Raw genomic sequence first — 18,261 nt, forward strand, 5'->3', positions numbered from 1 at the left:
ACTAACTATAAAACGGTTAGAAAACTTTAAAACATACTCATGAAAGATTTCTTTTACGCTATTAGAGATTTATTTGTTGACGTTCTTTTTGTGCCTTTTGATGCTTTAAAAGAATTAGAACTAGAAAACTGGTGGGCAGCCAATACAATATCATGGATTTTTATGATTATTTGTATGGTAGCCATTGTTTACTGGATTAAACAACTTAAAATATTTAATGATAATAACGAAGAGGATAAAAGTATTTCTTCGCACTCATTTTTATAAGTCGAAACCAATATCCTTTCTAAAATACATCTTATCAAAGTTTAGTTTATCTATACTTTGGTAAGATTTTTTTATGGCCTCTTGGTATGTTTTACCATAAGATGTAATAGAAATTACTCTACCACCCGAGGTTACAATTTTACCGTCTTTTAATTGCGCGCCAGCGTGAAATGGTATAGATTCCTCAATAGTATCAATACCTATTATTTCTTTTCCTTTTTCATAAGCTTCAGGATACCCACCTGAAACTACCATAATGGTTGTAGCTGCACGCTCATCAATTTCAATATCAACAGTGTTTAAAGTACCGCTAGCCATAGCTTGTAGTACTTCAACCAAGTCATTTTTCATTCTTGGGAAAACCACTTCGGTTTCCGGATCGCCCATACGTACATTGTACTCAATAACTTTTGGGTCGTCATTTTCAACCTTAATAAGTCCAATAAACACAAAACCTACATATGGTAATTTATCTTTTTTAAAGCCTTCAATAGTTGGTTTTACTATGCGTTCTTCAATTTTATTTAAAAACTCATCAGTAGCAAATGGCACTGGAGAAACGGCTCCCATGCCACCTGTGTTTAAACCTGTGTCTCCTTCGCCAATGCGCTTATAATCTTTCGCCGTAGGCAAAATTTTATAATGTTCGCCATCGGTTAAAACAAAACAACTTAATTCAATACCATCTAAAAACTCTTCAATAACCACTTTGGTACTTGCATTACCAAATTTGGCATCAACTAGCATGCTTTTTAATTCGGCCTTAGCTTCTTCCAAATCATTTAAAATAACAACACCTTTACCAGCTGCTAAACCATCGGCTTTTAGCACGTATGGTGGTTTTAAGGTTTCTAAAAAAGCATAACCTTTTTCAACGGTTTCTTTTGTGAAACTCTCATAAGCTGCAGTTGGAATATTATGACGCATCATAAACTCTTTGGCAAACTCTTTACTACCTTCAAGCTCTGCTGCTGCTTTTTGCGGACCAATAACTGGTATGTGCTTTAAAGCGCTATCATTCAAGAAAAAATCATGAACACCTTGTACCAAAGGATCTTCTGGCCCAACAACAACCATGTTTATTTGTTTATCTAAGGCTAGGTTTTTAATGGCTTCAAAATCTGTAACACCAATATTTACATTGGTGGCAACTTGTGCTGTACCAGAGTTTCCTGGGGCAACATATAAATCTTTACATAACGGACTTTGAGCTATTTTCCAAGCAAAAGTATGTTCTCTTCCGCCTGAACCTAAAATTAGAATATTCATAGTTAATTAAGTTTGCGCAAAAATAGAATTAATGCCTCTAAAACACGAATATTTTTTATTTACTTTACAAATATTTATAAGCTTGTGAATTTATTTGATGTTTCTTTAAAACTTAAAGGCTTTCCTTTGGAAAAAGCTAAAGAATACTTCATTGATATTCAAAATATTGATGAAAAAAAGTATTTTGAACATGTTGAAAGTAAAAAAAGAGAAATAATTTCTTATCATTTAAAATACAATGCTTTTTACCAAGAATTCGGAAAAAATATAGACATTAATGATTGGAATTCTGTACCTGTTACCACTAAAAGGGATTTACAACAGCCTTTATTGAAAAGACTTTCTGTAAATTTTGATATGAAAAATATTCATATTCATAAAACATCTGGTTCATCGGGTAAACCGCTTATTTTTGCCAAAGACAAATTTTGTCATGCCCTTACTTGGGCTAATTTTATGGATAGATATGCTTGGTTCAATATTAATTTAAACACCTCAAAACAAGCTAGGTTTTATGGTATTCCACTTAACAAAACGGAGTATTATAAAGAGCGTTTTAAAGATTTTTTAGGGAACAGATTTCGGTTTTCGGTATTTGATATGAGTGATGAAGCTCTAGAAACAGTTCTAAAAAAATTCAGCAATACAAAATTCAACTACATAAACGGCTACACCAGTGCTATTGTACAGTTTGCTAAATTTCTTCAGAAAAAAGATATTATTTTAAAAAATGCTTGTCCATCTTTAAATGTTTGTATTGTAACTGCCGAAATGCTTTTTGAAGACAATAAAAACCTGTTAGAAACACAATTAGGAATTCCGGTGGTAAACGAATATGGCTGCGCCGAATTAGGTTTGATTGCTTTTAACAACAAACAAGGTGAATGGGTTGTGAATACTGAAGATGTGTTTGTTGAAATTTTAGATGAAAAAAACAAACCATTACCTTACGGAAAAGAAGGTAAAATAGTTGTAACGGCTCTTTACAACAAGGCACACCCGTTTATTCGTTATGAACTTGGTGATTATGGCGTTCTATCAGAAAAAAGCACTTTAAAAAAACCTATTCTTAAAAATGTATTAGGAAGAACTAATGATTTTGCCATTTTGCCTAGCGGAAAAAAAGCTACTGGCTTAACTTTTTATTACGTTACCAAAACTGTTATTGAAGATAATAACAACGTAAAAGCGTTTGTAATTGAGCAACTAAAAATAGATACCTTCAAAATTATTTATTCTAGCACAGAAAAACTTTCTCAAAGTAAAATAAAGGCTATTAATGATGCCATAGAAAAATATTTAGAATCTGGTTTAAAAATTATTTTTGAACAAAGAGAAACCCTAAAAAGAACTAAAGCGGGTAAATTAAAGCAATTTACTTCTTTGGTAAAGTGATTTTTTGTTTAGACTTTACAAAAAAGTGTTCAAATAAAAAGACTATTAAATAATACACCGATTTTACTACTGATAACTCCAAGCCTTTTTTATAAACCCAATAATTATATTTTACCAAGTTTAGTTTATTTGATGAAATAGAAGTTTCTCTAACTCTGTAAACCGCCAAAGGTTCTTGAATACCTAAAGCTGGTTTACCACTCTTTTTCACAGCAGCCAACCACAATAACCAATCTTGACGTTTACGTAAGTTTTTAGAGGTTATTTTTCCTAGAGTTTTAACATTATAAACACCTGTTAAATTACCAATATAATTGCTTTTTAAAAGCTTTTGGTAGCTAACCCTTGGTAGCGCTTTAATTTGTTTGTTTAGCGGTTTTCCGGCTTCGTTTATTAGATTGTAACTTGAAAAACAAACGGCGCAATTATTTTTTTGCATAAATTCAACTTGTTTTTCAAGCTTGTTGGGTAGCCATACATCATCGGCATCTAAAAAAGCAATTAAATGGCCTTTAGCGGCTTCAATACCTTTATTCCTAGAAATAGCTGCGCCGCTATTTTTTAAACTCTGAAGTAAAGAAATCTGTGGATTAGATTTAATAAACTGATTAATAATTTCAACCGTATTATCTTTTGAGGCATCATCTATTAAAATAAGTTCCCAATTAGTATAGGTTTGTTTTAAAACGCTTGTAATAGCTTCTTCAATAAACGCCTGCACGTTATAAGTTGGAGTTATTACAGAAACTTTAAAAGTACTCATGTTAGTATGCCTTTTCTTCGCCTTTTACCGCGTTTAAAAACGTTTGTATAATTACTTTTAAATCAAGTAGAATTGACCAGTTTTCAACGTAAAAAATATCATATTTAACTCTATTAATAATATCTTTATCTGTTTCAATTTCGCCCCTATAGCCACTTGTTTGTGCTAAACCCGTAATACCTGGTTTTACAAAATGCCTTACCATGAATTTATCTACACTACGGGCATATTTATTGGTATGACTTACCATATGAGGTCTTGGACCAACAACAGACATGTCGCCAAACAATACGTTAAAGAATTGTGGCAGCTCATCTATACTGGTTTTTCTTATAAAGGCCCCAACTTTTGTTATTCTTAAATCGCCTTTAGTGGCTTGTTGTGAGTTTGCATCTTTGTTAGGAGTCATTGACCTAAACTTGTAGCAATCGAATTCTTTATAGTTAAATCCGTTTCGGGTTTGTTTAAAAAATATGGGGCCTTTAGATTCTAGCCTTATAATAATGGCCAAAATGGGTGTTAACCATGATAAAATAAACACAATTACCGCTGATGCAAAAACAATATCAAAAAAGCGTTTTGCAAATTTGTTTACTGGTTCTTCTAGAGGAATGCTTCTTAGAGATAAAACAGGAATATAATCGTAATATTCATACTTCAGCTTTTTAGAGAAAATATCTTTGTTATCTGGTATGAATTTTAATTCTCTTAGGTTATTATCTGCAAAATCAATGAGCTGATTTATTTGTTTGTTAGATAACTCTGCAACTGAAAAATAGATTTCATGAATATCGTTTTCAATAACAAAATTAAAACAGTCTTGAAGCGAGAAACTAGTTTCTTTTACATTAAACTGTGCTTTAAATTTATATCCAAAATCTAAACGATTTTTAAATGTATTTATTAATTGTCTTGTTTTTTCGTTATCTCCTATAATAATAATATTTCTAAGGTTACCTCCAAACGCGCTTCTGTATCTATTTAATACGTAAAAAACCAAAAACTTAACAAATGTTAATAAACCAAAAGTTGTTAGAACATAGTTACCAAGATTAAGCCTGCTTAAGTGTGGTTGTTTAAAAAAACCTATATATCCATAAAGAATAACAGCAAATAAAATAATTTGTCTTAATAAAAGTGTTATTACCTGTATAACTCTGGTGTACCTGTGTACCTCATAAAACTTATTATAAAAGGATAGTACAAGCCATAATAATGATATATATATATGAAAAGGAAATGTATTATTAAGGTTTATTTGAAACAGGTATACTGCACCATTTATAATAGATAAGTCTATTATATATGTGAATGGTTTTATTAACCCTGAGAACCTGCTTTTTTTAAATTCGTTCAAATTTTTTATGATTGAATAAACCAGTTAAAAACTTTAATTAAAGTTTATAAGTGTTTCTAAAAATTATTAACCTGAATAATATATGCGTCTTAATGTATCATTTAAAGAAAAATTACTTGACTGATCTGTAACAATACCATATAATTTTTGTGTTGATCCTCTTAGGCTTTTAATATCATTTTTACGTACAAACTTTGGGTTAATCTCAACCTTAATATTATGGTTTGAAATTTTCTCCATTAGTAAAAGTATTTCTTTTATAGAGTATGTTTTTGAAGAACAAACATTTAATATTTCAGATTTAACATCACTAAACAATAACTGATTGTAACAATCTACCAAATAATTTACATCATTAAATTCTCTAAAAACATTGATGTTTCCTAACTCTATCGTAGCGGCTTTTTCCTTAAAGTGCTTAACTATTTTAGGTATTAAAAAATTATTTGCCTGCCCATACCCTGTATAATTAAATGGCCTTGTTATTAATATATTAAGTTTTTGATAATAATTCTTGACCATGTTTTCCATGACTAATTTACTATTCCCATAATGATTTAAAGGTTTAGGACACATATTTTCTGAGAGAACATCTCCAATATTTCCATAAACAGCAGCACTACTAGCAATTATTATTTTATTGGGTGTTATTTTAGCCTCTAAAAGAGCATCTAACAGGTTTAACGTTCCAAAGACATTAACATCATACATTTTATTTTGATTATTTCCTGCAACAAATGAAATTGCAGCTGTATGTATAACGTAATCTGGTTTTACTTTTAAAAGTACTTCTTGAATTTGGTTTTTGTCTGTTATATCACAAAAAAAATGATTTGAATTCTGATTATTAGAATAAGTTGTACCAAAAACTTTAAACCCCTTTTTAAGATAAAAGGACTCTAAATAACTGCCCGTAAAACCTGTAATACCAGTTATAAAAATTTTTTTATTAGAAAGATCCTCCATTTTGATTTCTTTCAATATCCTTTAAAACCATCATATTACATAACTCTTCTAATGTTGTTTTAGGAGTCCATTGTAACTTTTCATTTGCTTTACTAGCATCTCCTATTAACAAATCAACTTCAGCTGGTCTATAAAACTTAGGATTAACTTTTACTAATTCTTTACCCGTTGTTGAATTAATACCTACTTCATTTTCTTCTTTTCCTTTCCATTCCAATTCTATATCAATTGCTTTGAATGCTAAAGACACAAAATCTCTGACAGTTTGAGTTTTATTTGTAGCTAAAACAAAGGTTCCTGGTTCATCTATTTGAAGCATTCTATACATGCCGTCTACGTATTCTTTTGCATAACCCCAGTCTCTTTTAGCATTCATATTTCCCAATTCCAAGACATCTTGTTTCCCTAAAGATATTTTTGCAACTGCATCAGTTATTTTTCTTGTCACAAATTCTTTACCTCTTAAAGGCGATTCATGATTAAATAAAATACCACTAGTAGCAAATAAATTATATGATTCTTGATAATTTAAAGTTGCCCAATGAGCAAATACTTTAGCTACTCCATAGGGACTTCTAGGGTGAAACGGCGTTTCTTCGTTTTGTGGTATGGCATGTACTTTACCAAACATTTCTGATGTTGAGGCTTGATAAAACCTAATTTTAGGGTTAATTGTCCTTATAGCTTCTAATAAATTCATTGCTCCTACTCCAGTAATTTGAGCGGTAGCAATTGGTTGAGTAAATGAAACTCCTACAAAACTTTGGGCTGCCAAATTATAAATCTCATCAGGTTCTATTTCTGTAATGATTCTATATGCGCTTGACAAGTCTATTAAATCATATTCTAATAGTTTTAAATTAGGGTGTTGATTAATACCTAATTCCTCTATTCTCCAAAAATTGGTTGAACTAGTTCTTCTATATGTTCCATACACCTCATAGTTTTTGTTCAATAAAAGTTCTGCCAAATAGGCGGCATCTTGCCCGGTAATACCAGTAATTATTGCTTTCTTCATAAGTTATGTCTTTGTATTATATTTTCTACTTTGGTTTTAAAACTACTTTCAAATACTTCTTTATCAAATCTTAATGCATTAGCTCTTATGATATTAGGATCGTTAAACACATCTTGATTTTTCTCAAAAAAGTTAACAGAATCTATTATGTTTTTTATATTCTGTTTTAAAAAAAACACTCCTGTATCTCCTTTAGATAAATTATTTTTGCTTTCACAACTTTTCCCAATGATTGTTTCTAAAGCACCTCCTTTACCAAAAGCTATAACGGGTATTCCACAAGCTTGAGCTTCTAAAGGTGCTATTCCAAAATCTTCTTCAGCGGCAAAAATAAATGCTTTTGCTTTTTGTTTTAATTGAATAAGTTTTTCTTTTTTAACATACCCTAATAACTCTATATTCTTTTTTGCTTTATTCTTAATTTTATTAAACTCGGGACCATCACCACAAACAATCAATTTTTTATCTGGCATATGCGAAAATGCCTCCACAATTAAATCAATTCTTTTGTAAGGAACCATTCTAGATGACGTGAAATAATATTCTTCTCTATTTTTTGAAATGTTGAATGAACTTGTATCTACAGGCGGATAAACTACTTCTGCTTCTTTATTATATACTTTTTTAATTCTATCAGCTATATAATTTGAAATAGCTATATAATGGTCTGGTCGATTAGCAGTAGACACATCCCAATTACGTAAATAATGGAGTAACCCCTTAGCAAATTTACCTTTAAAACCTTTATTTAAACCACTTTCTCTTAAATACTGATGATATAAGTCCCAAGCATATCTCATAGGAGAGTACATGTAACTTATATGAATTTGATTATGATTTGTTAATACTCCTTTTGCAACTGAATATGATGAAGATATTATTAAATCATATTCTGTCAAATCAAATTGTTCTATTGCTATTGGGTAAAAAGGTAAATAATGCCTAAACCATTTTTTAGCATTTGGTAAGTTTTGTATAAAAGATGTATTGACGTGTTTTCCTTTTAAAATTTCTTCTCTATCTTTATTTGATAAGAAATCTGTTAAGCCATAAATTTCAAAATCGTTCCAGATATTTAAAAAAGACCTGACACATTTTTCTGCTCCTCCATTTTGAATAAAATGATCTTGAATTAAAGCTTTCTTCATTGTAATAGTGAATTAAAAAGATCTAAATATTGTTTTTGAGTTTTTTGCCAGCTATACATTTTTAGCCTTTCTTCTCCCTTTTTTATCTGCTTTCTCCTAAGTTCACTGTTTGAAATCATTTCTTTTAACAACAACGTTAACTCATCAGATTCATTCATTGAAAAGTATAACCCAGCTTCTCCACAGACTTCTTTTAAAGTTGGATTATTACTTAAGATAACAGGTGTTTTAGCAGACATTGCTTCTAAAGGAGGCAGCCCAAAACCTTCATATTTCGAGGGCATAACTAAACAGTGAGCATTTTGATAATAGGCCTTAAGTAATTCATCATTTACAAAGCCTGTAAAAACTATATTTTCTTTTTCAATTATGTCTTGCTCTAATTTAAAATTGGCAGAATTTATAAAACCACTTCTTTTACCAACTATTACCAAAGCATATTTTTGTTTTATAGTCTGAGGTAGTTTTGAATAGGCTCTTATTAATATTGATAAATTTTTATGAGGCTTTACATTACCAACAGCTAAAAAGTAATTTTCTATTTTTGGACTAACATTGGTTTTAAGACCAAAACTAGGATCTGCAGCCAAATAAATTGTTTTGATTTTAATGGACTTTAAATTTTTAAAATAAGACCTTATTCTGCTTAAAGTGAAATTTGAATCTGTAATGATAAAATTTGATTTTTTAATTGCTATCCAATAAAAAATTTTAGCAAAAATTTTTTCTAAAAACGACAAAGCATCAAAGAAATCGAGATGATATACATCATGGATAGTAACAACTCTTTTTTTTGCATTACTAAATATAGGTACATTAAAGTGTGGCACCCATAGTAAATCAGCTTTTGGAAAAAACAAATATTTAAAAAGTATTGATATAGAATAAATTTTTGATTTAGTATGAATTACTCTTACATGTTCACTTAACTCAAAATGTTTCTTTATTTTTTCAACATCACCAATAAAAGTAATTGAATACTTATCTATCATGGCGGGCACCACATTTTTTATTACGGTCCCTATTCCTGAAGCATCAATAAGTCTAGCGTCTATTTGTATCTTTTTCATCGCGGCTCAAATTTAGCAAAAACTTAGATAATAAAATGTAATACAACATATAATTTGGGTTTTCTTATTACTTTTGTAAGTGTTTATTCTAAATAAAAATATATGAGTAAAGATTTCTTTTTAAAAATCTACAATAATAACTTATTGATAAATTGGCTGAGTAATTTTTCTTATAATTTTTTAATACAAATTATACAATTCTTATTCCCTCTATTAATTATTCCCTTATTAATTAAAAGGCTAGGAATAGATTACTATGGGATAATAGCTTTAATTTTAGGTGTTACCAACTTTTCAAAAATTATATCTGACTTTAGCTATAATACATTGGGCCCAAAAAAAATTGTAGAGCTAAGAAAAGAACCTTATCAGCTATGTAATTATTTATCTGAAGCTGTTTCATTTAAAATTATACTAGGAGTAATTGCATCCCTTCTAACTATCATCATTCTTAACTTTTATGATTTACCTAATGCTAAATTAAAAATAGTTATATTTAGTTTAATATATGTTATATCAAGAGCGCTAAATACTTATTGGATTTTTCTAGGTATAGAAAACCTCAAATCTTATTTTAAGATACTATTATTAAGTAGAATAGTAATATTTTCTCTAATTATTTTATTTGTAAAAAACGAAATAAACTATCCATTGGTTATACTATTTATGGGTATTGGAGATTTATTTGTTTTCATCCTTTCAATTACTTTTTTAAATATAAAGCTACAATTAAAAATTTCTCTTAAAATACCCAATATAAAAAAAGAGCTAATAGACGGATATCAAATGTTTATTACTAATGTTAGTATTGCTTCTATATTTAATTCAAATATTATTATTTTAGGTTTTATTGTTAATAATGAGCTTTTAGGGATGTATTCTATTGTTGAAAAAATAATAAATTTAATGAAACACTCAGCTGGCGTTGTTTTTCAAGGAGTTTTATCGAAAATGGTTCTTTTACACAAAGAAAAGTATTCCAAATTCAAAGAGGCTTTTAATCTCTATATTTTGATACAAGTAGGAATAATGATAATAGGAAGTTTAATTGTATTTTTTTGGGGGAAATACATATTAGCTTTTTTCACATCAGAAAAAATTGAAGAAGCTTATGTTTATTTAAAAGTCTTATGTTTTTTACCAATTATTCACGCCACCTCATACCCCTTGTTTTTATACTTAATTTTAAAAGAAGAAAGATATAAATATTCCATGGCTTATTTTCTAGGTTTACTAATACACCTCTTATCTTTTTTTATTTTTAATTCATATTCTCTTAATATATATTCTGCTATATTTGCTTCTTATTGTTCTGAACTAACTATTTCATTACTATTATTTATTCATAACTATCAATATTTAACACTCAAAAGTCAATGATTAAAACTGGTTTACTACTTTCTTATGACTATAAATACTTAAAAAAATCCATTCCACTCATTTATAATGAGTCTGATGAGATTACAATAGCTGTTGATAAAAACCGTATTACATGGAGTGGAAATAAATTTACTGTTCCTGATGAATTTTTTGATTGGATAAATGATTTTGATAGAGATAATAAAATTAAAATTTACGAAGATAATTTTTATAATCCCAATCAAACCCCTACTCAAAATGGGACTATGGAGCGAAATATGCTAGCAAAATTTATGGGTAAAGGGGGTTGGCATATACTACTAGATTCCGATGAATATTTTGTTGACTTTAGTGGTTTTGTTAGTTTTTTAAAAAATTTAGATAAAAAATATCTAGAATACCCTGAAAAATACCCTATTCAAATTTTAGTCTTTTGGATTACCCTTTTTAAAAAGGTTAATAAAGGTTTTTTATATATTACTGATTCTTATGTACCAATTGAAATCTGCACAAACAACCCTAATTACAAATACCATAGAGTTACAGTACACTCTAAAAGAATTTTTAGCAAGCACTACATGCTTCACCAATCTTGGGCCCGTGATGAAGAAGAAATTTGGACTAAAGTAAATAATTGGGGAGCAAAAGACGATATTGATATTAATTACTTTTTTGATTTTTGGAAAAGTGTAAATGAAACAAATTATAAAAGTATAAAAAACTTTCACCTTAACGATCCAAAGAAGTGGGGTGGTTTAGAATTTGTTAGCGATTCTGAATTTATGAATCTGAAATTTAGAGTTAACCAAACTCAATTAATTAAATTAAAAATAAAAGCCTACATGATGGTTTTTATACGCAAGCTTTTACCAAAAACTATTGTTGATAAAATAAGAAAAATTTACCCTTTATTTTTCTCTACTTCACTTAAAAAAAGAAAGTGATAAGTTAACCTTATAAATTATTATAATGAAAACTTTCTTGCTAAAAGAAAAAAGTATTGCTCTACAAGTTATATTATTATTGCTTTTTGTAAGTTTTCCTCTTTATTACAGTTTAAGAGCCGTTCTTTCTATTATTACAGCAGTCACTTTTACAACTTTAGCTTTCTTTGCAATTAAGAAAATATCTCTAAATAATTTTTTTAAAATACTCCCCTCTTTTACTTGTTGGTTCTTATTAACAATAATTATTTTATTTCAAATTGATTTTAAAGATAAAGTTATAACTAAGGAATTATTATTCTCCATTACACTGCTTTTAAGTGTTTTTTCTAGTATTCAATTTAAAAAATTAGTTTTTAAATATCCTTTTATATTAAAAGCCTGTTTTTATACTTATTACTTTTCTTGTTTAATAATGTCCTTTCATCTTATTTTTATCTATATAAAATATTACAATCATCATCAAGGAGACTGGTTTTTAGCTAGATTACGAATTGAAAATATAACAGATAATCACGGGACTTATATTTCTTTATGGTTAGCAATTGCTATTATTATTTTATATTTTATATTCTATCTTTTTAATAATTTGAAATATAAGATTCTTTTCTTCTTTAGCGTTATCCCAATACTTATAGCTCTTTTATTAGCAAACTCTAGAATGGTTATTCTATCATTAATTTTAATATTAACTTTACTAACCATTTTTCTATATAGAAAAAAAGCTGCTAAAATTTTATTAATAGGTGTATTATTAATAGGTACGATTATATATTTTAAGCCTAGTTTATTTGATAGAATAAAAAACGACTTAAATATGGTTATAAATAATAAAAGTATAATACATTTATTTAATAACAGTAGAGAGGGAACTTTAACTTGCTCTTGGTGTGTTTCTAAAACAAACAACTTTCAACCATTAAAGATTAATAAACTCCAAAAATCTTTAGATAATTGTTATGAAAAAAAACTCTTTAATAACAATCTAAAGCTTCATTATAATTCTCATAATCAATATTTAAATTTTTTATTAAAAGGAGGGGTTTATTTACTAATATTATTTATTATAATGCTATTTTACAGAATATTTAAAAGTCGTAAAACAAATCCTTTTGCCTTATCAATTACATTTTTTTTTCTACTTTGTTTCTTAACTGAGAATATTTTAGTGCGCCAATTTGGGATAACAGTCTATATTTTTTGCGAACTATTCTACCTTATTAACTTGAGAAACTTTAAACATATTGTTAGGGCAAATAGCTAATGCACTTATAAAATAAAAATAAACTAAAACAGGAATTAAATTTAGGGCACCATCACTAATAGAACAAAACAAATATACTATTAGTCCCAAAAACAACTGTTTTGAAAAAGAAGTCATTTTATTTCTACATTTCAACACCCAAAATATTGGGTAAAAAAAGCTAGTGCACCATAAAATTAATCCTATTATCCCAAATTGATCTAAGACAGATAGATAAACAATTTCTTGAATAACATAAAAGGGTTTACTTGAAATCAAAGTTATTTTATCAAACTCCTCTAATTGTAAAAACCGGCCTCCCAAATTAGCATCAAATAAAAAATCTGTTGATGAACTATATATATAATTGTTTACTATTAAAAAGGTAGACATTAGTACTAAAGCAAAAATTAGTATAAAGTAAATTGATATTAGTTTGATTATATTTTTTCTAAACCGTATGATATAAAATAAAATTAAACCAAGCCAAACAGTTCTTGATAATGTTAAAACTAATGATATTACTATTAATAAATAGCCTAGTTTACTTCTTTTAAATTTCTCTAATAGAGGTAACAACATTAAAATACATAAACCATATATATTACCATTGTTAAAAGTAGATATTAATTTAAATATTGATCCTCTTCTATTGTATTTACCATACTCCAACCTTCCTACATCTTCAATATTAGTTGTTAAATAAGGTATTACTAAATATTTTTCATAAAGCATAGCAGATATAAAAGATAGAATTCCAAATACCGATACAATAACAACGCAATTCCATAATACTTTCACCACAAACTCTTTATCTAATTTATTTACATAAGAATTTATAAGAATGAAAAAAACTAAAGGAAGAACAAAAAAATTAAACGAATACGATATTAAATTTCCTATAAAACCATCAAAACCACAAAGTACAACAGAAACGACAAAATAAATTGGAAAAATAAGTGTTAAACTATAAGTAATAAATATATTTTTATTTACAGTTGGCTTCTTTTTTAATAGAAAAAGGAGGAAACTAAAAATTAAAATAATCCCTAAATAAAGATATCCCCATGTAATTGGAATTCCTTCCAATTTTATTCCTCCTTTAGGAAATAAAATAAAGAGCACAACTCCAATTACAAAAAGTTTTTTTACACTTATCATTAATTAATTTTTTAACTAGAACACGATAAAATTGAATATTTTGGCCGTTTGGCAAAAGACTTATAACCGCTAATTTTAATGATTTTTATTTTATTAATTAATTTTTTATCCGAAATAACTTGTTTTGCAAAATCATACCAAGTCATAGCATCGTTATCACAAAAGTGATAAATACCAGATTTTTGTTTTTTTTCTTTAAACAAACTTATAATAAAGTTGCTTAAGTTAATTGTATCTGTAGGGCAACCTATTTGATCTGTAGTGATTTTTAAATTTTCACCTTCTTTTGCTTTCTCTAAGATGGTTCTATAAAAATTATTCCCATAGTTTTTACTGTATAACCACGATGTGCGTACAATGAAAAAATTAGAAAGTATGTTTTGAATATGTTGCTCTCCCAACAATTTAGATTTTCCATACTCATTTATTGGGTTGGGTTTATCAAAAACAGTATATGGTTCTGTTTTTTTACCATCAAAAACATAATCTGTTGAAATATGTATTAAAACCGTTTGATTTTGCTTACATACCTCAGCCAAATTTTTAACCCCTTCAGCATTCACTTTAAAAGCAATATCTGGTGTTTTTTCAGCTTGTTCAACATTTGTATATGCAGCACAATTAATACAGTAATCTATTGTGTGTTTACTAAAAAATGTTTGTAAACTGGCTTTATTTGTAATATCTAATTGTTCTTTAGTAACAAATACAAAATGAAGGTTTAAATTATTACCTGCATATAATTCTTCAATTGTTTTGGCTAATTGCCCATTGGCACCAGTAACTAAAATATGCTTTTTCATTTTAACTGCGTATAAGTTTCTAATGTAGGTAGTACTTTATCTTTTTCAGACATAATGATGTCTTCTGAAATTAGCCAATCAATATTAAGCTGCTCATCATTATAAATAATGCCAGATTCAGCTTCTTTATTATAAAAATTATCACATTTATATGAAAATAATGTGTCATCTTCTAAAACATGAAAACCATGTGCAAATCCTCTTGGAACAAATAATTGTTGATGTTTTTCGGCATCTAAAACAATTGAAAAATGTTTACCAAAGGTTTCAGAGTCTGGTCTTAAATCTACACAAACATCTAATACTTTTCCTTTAACAACTTTTACCAATTTAGCTTGCGCAAAAGTGCCTGTTTGAAAGTGCAAGCCTCTCAAAACGCCTTTGGATGATTTAGACAAATTATCTTGAACAAAGTTTGGCCTTAAACCTGTAAGCTCTTCAAACTTTTTAGCATTAAAACTTTCGTAAAAATAACCTCTATCATCACCAAACACTTTGGGTGTTATTACAAAACAGCCTTTTAAATATGTTTCTTCTACCTGCATTACTATTATAATAATTGTTGAAGATATTCACCATAACCACTTTTTAATAGCGGTTGTGCTAATTTATTTAACTGATTCTTATTTATGAAACCCATTTTATAAGCTTCTTCTTCAATACAACCAATTTTTAATCCTTGTCTTTCTTCTATTACTTGAACAAACTGTGATGCCTGCATTAAAGATGCAAAGGTACCTGTATCTAACCATGCTGTGCCTTTATCTAAAATTTGAACATTTAGTTTTCCTTGCTCTAAATATACTTTGTTAACATCGGTTATTTCTAATTCACCTCTATCGCTCGGTATAATGTTTTTTGCTATTTCAATTACTGAATTGTCGTAAAAATAAATACCCGGAACGGCATAGTTTGATTTTGGTTTTAGAGGTTTCTCTTCTATAGAAATTGCTTTATTATTTTCATTAAACTCTACAACTCCGTAACGCTGCGGATCTTGAACGTGATACGCAAAAATAACACCTCCGTTTGGTTTTGAACTCTGTTTTAGAGTTTCACTTAAACCCGAACCATAAAAAATATTATCACCTAAAACCAAAGCTACGGCATCATTACCTATAAACTTCTCACCAATTAAAAACGCTTCTGCTAATCCTTTAGGAGCTTCTTGAATGGCGTATTCAAATACACAACCATAGCTACTACCATCTCCTAAAAGTTCTCTAAAACGTTCAATATCTTTTGGTGTTGTAATGATTAAAATTTCATTAATTCCGGCAGAAATGAGGGTTGTTAGTGGGTAATATATCATTGGCTTATCATACACTGGCATTAACTGTTTACTAAACACTTTTGTTAATGGATATAAACGTGTACCTGAACCGCCTGCTAATATTATGCCTTTCATACTACCCTTTGTATTTTTTAATGTACCAATGAATTGTTTTTAGAATACCCGATTCAAAATTTTCTTGGGCCTTCCAGTTAAGTTCATTTTCAATTTTAGTAGCATCAATGGCATATCTAAAATCATGTCCTGGTCTATCTGTTACAAACGTAATTTGATTTTTATATGATGTGTTTTTTGGCTTAATTTCATCTAAAATACTGCAAATGGTATTAGCTATGTAAAGGTTATTACGCTCGTTTCTTCCACCAATATTATAAGTTTCACCTGAAATACCTTTACTAAATGCTAAACTTATACCTTTACAATGATCTTCTACATACAACCAATCTCTTATATTTTGCCCATCGCCGTAAATTGGTATATTTTCACCATTCAAAGCTTTTCTTATTATGGTTGGTATTAGCTTTTCATCATGCTGTTTTGGGCCGTAATTGTTTGAACAGTTAGTGGTAACCACATTTAAACCATAAGTATGATGATAACTTCTTATTATAAAATCTGATGATGCTTTTGAAGCACTATACGGACTGTTAGGTGCATATGGTGTTTGTTCTGTAAACAACCCTTCTTTACCTAATGTTCCATAAACCTCATCGGTTGAAATGTGCAAAAACCTTGAGTTTTTATGATGTTGTTTTACATTGAAAGGAGATGCCATCCAATGGTTTTTAGCTACATCAACCAAATTAAATGTACCAACTATATTAGTATCAATAAAAGCATTTGGTGCTGCAATTGAATTATCTACATGCGATTCGGCAGCAAAATGAATAACACCTGAAAAGTTATATTCATTAAACAATTGTTCTATTAATTGCCTATTACAAATATCGCCTTCAACAAACGTATAATTACTGTTAGTTTCAACCTCTTTTAAATTATCTAACGAACCTGCATAGGTTAATTTATCGAGATTAACAACCTTCATTTGAGGGTTTTCTTGTAGAAAATGAACTATAAAATTAGAACCAATAAAACCCGCTCCACCTGTAATTAATACAGTCATTTTATTGAATTTTGTCTTTAAACTTGTCTATATATTTTACAAACTGTAAAAACGCTAATACTAAAAAAGTTAATGTACTTAAAAGTAAACCATAATAGAGTTTGTAACCTATTCTAAATCCAAATACGTCTTTTTTATCATCTACAGAACCTGTGGTTTCTTGCTTGGTAGATACAATTTCTAAAATTTGTTTCTTATCTTCTATTTTTCTTTCTATACTAACAATTTCTCTTTGTAATTCTAAATCGTTTAAATACAACTCATACTCTTTAGTTTTGTTAACATCTTCGGCATTTTTTATAGTAACACTTGTTTGAGAACCACTTTGTTCCTTAGTTTGCATTTCTATAACGCGTTTATAAACGTTTTGTAAAGAATCAGATTTTGTTAAAGCATTTTGAAGCACTAACTTTCTATTATGAAGTTCTAGAGTATCTCTTTTTTGTGCTTCGATAAAATAATCATTTGTATTTATGTTATTAATAATTTTATTAAATAATGTTTTAAAATTATTTCTTACTGTAGATTTTATGGTTATTTGTTGAAACTGATGATTATGCTCCTTTTCATTTTTAACGTAAGTTTCATATTGTACTTTAGAAGCAACTGAAGAGTCTAATGTTTTTATGTAGCCATCAAAATTTTTAAGTCTATCATTTTCATCAATTATAGATTCTATTTCTAACTCTTTAATTGAAGCTGCACTTAAAGAATCAATACCTAATATTTCAGATAAAGCACTAACATCGTCGTGGGTTACCAAATCATTATAATACGCAATTGAATTATATAAACCTTCACCTGTTGGGTAGTTTTGCTTTACCAACATAGACGATTTATATAAAGGATCAGATGTTTTTTGCAAAGTAAACCCAAAAACAACGCCTACAACACCCGCTATTACAATTTTTAAAAAATGTAGTTTCACAAAAAATATACACCATACAAATGCTAAGAATATTTTATTGAAAATACTTCCAATAAAATTAAAAAGCTTTTCAAACATTTTACCAATTAGTTTAAATAATTGGCCTAAATCAACCTCTTCATGGTTTTGCTGTTGTGGTAACTCTTTACTCAT

At 28.4% G+C, this 18,261-nt stretch carries 18 protein-coding genes; 5 read left to right on the forward strand and 13 right to left on the reverse strand.

The window, feature by feature from the left end; translation table 11 throughout:
• The first annotated feature begins 39 nt into the window (after positions 1 to 39).
• Positions 40 to 267 carry a DUF6341 family protein gene (locus tag ACYX4H_RS05395; RefSeq protein WP_475295066.1) on the forward strand — a complete coding sequence of 76 codons (228 nt, stop codon included), beginning with the start codon at positions 40 to 42 and terminating at the stop codon, positions 265 to 267.
• On the opposite strand, the gene purD is transcribed toward ACYX4H_RS05395, so the two are convergent.
• Positions 262 to 1,536 (reverse strand): phosphoribosylamine--glycine ligase, encoded by a 1,275-nt coding sequence (gene purD, locus ACYX4H_RS05400; RefSeq protein WP_476238202.1) that lies wholly within the window; start codon positions 1,534 to 1,536, stop codon positions 262 to 264. The genes ACYX4H_RS05395 and purD overlap by 6 nt on opposite strands.
• An 84-nt stretch (positions 1,537 to 1,620) precedes the next feature.
• On the opposite strand from purD, the gene ACYX4H_RS05405 reads away from it, so the two are divergent.
• Entirely contained in the window at positions 1,621 to 2,931 is a 1,311-nt protein-coding gene (locus ACYX4H_RS05405) for a phenylacetate--CoA ligase family protein (RefSeq protein ID WP_476238203.1), read from the forward strand.
• On the opposite strand, the gene ACYX4H_RS05410 is transcribed toward ACYX4H_RS05405, so the two are convergent.
• The 6 genes from ACYX4H_RS05410 to ACYX4H_RS05435 form a co-directional block, all read right to left on the reverse strand.
• A complete protein-coding gene (locus tag ACYX4H_RS05410) occupies positions 2,912 to 3,694 on the reverse strand; it encodes a glycosyltransferase family 2 protein (protein ID WP_476238204.1) in 783 nt (260 codons plus the stop codon). The genes ACYX4H_RS05405 and ACYX4H_RS05410 overlap by 20 nt on opposite strands.
• Position 3,695: 1 nt before the next feature.
• Positions 3,696 to 5,051: an undecaprenyl-phosphate glucose phosphotransferase gene (locus ACYX4H_RS05415; RefSeq protein WP_476238205.1), complete on the reverse strand. Its 1,356-nt coding sequence runs from the start codon at positions 5,049 to 5,051 to the stop codon at positions 3,696 to 3,698.
• Positions 5,052 to 5,117: 66 nt separating this feature from the next.
• Entirely contained in the window at positions 5,118 to 6,017 is a 900-nt protein-coding gene (locus ACYX4H_RS05420; RefSeq protein ID WP_476238207.1) for a GDP-mannose 4,6-dehydratase, read from the reverse strand.
• The gene (gmd, locus tag ACYX4H_RS05425) at positions 6,001 to 7,035 is read right to left on the reverse strand and encodes a GDP-mannose 4,6-dehydratase (RefSeq protein WP_476238208.1); all 1,035 of its coding nucleotides are present in this window, start codon (positions 7,033 to 7,035) and stop codon (positions 6,001 to 6,003) included. The genes ACYX4H_RS05420 and gmd overlap by 17 nt, the downstream gene beginning before the upstream one ends.
• Complete coding sequence (locus ACYX4H_RS05430) at positions 7,032 to 8,183, reverse strand: glycosyltransferase (protein WP_476238209.1); 1,152 nt, start codon at positions 8,181 to 8,183, stop codon at positions 7,032 to 7,034. Before ACYX4H_RS05430 ends, gmd begins: the two co-directional genes overlap by 4 nt.
• A complete protein-coding gene (locus ACYX4H_RS05435; protein ID WP_476238210.1) occupies positions 8,180 to 9,253 on the reverse strand; it encodes a glycosyltransferase family 4 protein in 1,074 nt (357 codons plus the stop codon). The genes ACYX4H_RS05430 and ACYX4H_RS05435 overlap by 4 nt, the downstream gene beginning before the upstream one ends.
• Positions 9,254 to 9,355: 102 nt before the next feature.
• Here ACYX4H_RS05435 and ACYX4H_RS05440 point away from each other — a divergent pair, with 102 nt between their 5' ends.
• Genes ACYX4H_RS05440 through ACYX4H_RS05450 form a run of 3 tightly spaced genes read left to right on the forward strand, consistent with a single transcriptional unit; the run spans position 9,356 to position 12,820 of the window.
• Positions 9,356 to 10,633, forward strand: coding sequence for an oligosaccharide flippase family protein (locus ACYX4H_RS05440; protein WP_476238211.1), 1,278 nt, complete (start codon positions 9,356 to 9,358; stop codon positions 10,631 to 10,633).
• Positions 10,630 to 11,556 (forward strand): hypothetical protein, encoded by a 927-nt coding sequence (locus ACYX4H_RS05445; RefSeq protein ID WP_476238212.1) that lies wholly within the window; start codon positions 10,630 to 10,632, stop codon positions 11,554 to 11,556. Before ACYX4H_RS05440 ends, ACYX4H_RS05445 begins: the two co-directional genes overlap by 4 nt.
• A gap of 25 nt (positions 11,557 to 11,581) precedes the next feature.
• Positions 11,582 to 12,820 (forward strand): hypothetical protein, encoded by a 1,239-nt coding sequence (locus ACYX4H_RS05450; RefSeq protein WP_476238213.1) that lies wholly within the window; start codon positions 11,582 to 11,584, stop codon positions 12,818 to 12,820.
• Here the strand turns inward: ACYX4H_RS05450 and ACYX4H_RS05455 are convergent.
• The 6 genes from ACYX4H_RS05455 to ACYX4H_RS05480 are packed head-to-tail and all read right to left on the reverse strand — an operon-like array spanning position 12,764 to position 18,261.
• A complete protein-coding gene (locus ACYX4H_RS05455; protein WP_476238214.1) occupies positions 12,764 to 13,960 on the reverse strand; it encodes an O-antigen ligase family protein in 1,197 nt (398 codons plus the stop codon). The two genes, ACYX4H_RS05450 and ACYX4H_RS05455, sit on opposite strands and share 57 nt — an antisense overlap.
• Before the next feature lie 11 nt (positions 13,961 to 13,971).
• A complete protein-coding gene (gene rfbD / locus ACYX4H_RS05460) occupies positions 13,972 to 14,763 on the reverse strand; it encodes a dTDP-4-dehydrorhamnose reductase (RefSeq protein WP_476238215.1) in 792 nt (263 codons plus the stop codon).
• On the reverse strand, positions 14,760 to 15,308 hold the full coding sequence (rfbC, locus tag ACYX4H_RS05465) for a dTDP-4-dehydrorhamnose 3,5-epimerase (RefSeq protein ID WP_476238216.1): 549 nt from the start codon (positions 15,306 to 15,308) through the stop codon (positions 14,760 to 14,762). Before rfbC ends, rfbD begins: the two co-directional genes overlap by 4 nt.
• 5 nt (positions 15,309 to 15,313) lie before the next feature.
• A complete protein-coding gene (gene rfbA, locus ACYX4H_RS05470; protein ID WP_476238217.1) occupies positions 15,314 to 16,171 on the reverse strand; it encodes a glucose-1-phosphate thymidylyltransferase RfbA in 858 nt (285 codons plus the stop codon).
• Position 16,172: 1 nt separating this feature from the next.
• Positions 16,173 to 17,180, reverse strand: coding sequence for a dTDP-glucose 4,6-dehydratase (rfbB, locus tag ACYX4H_RS05475; protein ID WP_476238218.1), 1,008 nt, complete (start codon positions 17,178 to 17,180; stop codon positions 16,173 to 16,175).
• A gap of 1 nt (position 17,181) precedes the next feature.
• Complete coding sequence (locus ACYX4H_RS05480) at positions 17,182 to 18,261, reverse strand: hypothetical protein (RefSeq protein ID WP_476238219.1); 1,080 nt, start codon at positions 18,259 to 18,261, stop codon at positions 17,182 to 17,184.

The organism is Seonamhaeicola sp. ABD4_340, assembly GCF_056312135.1.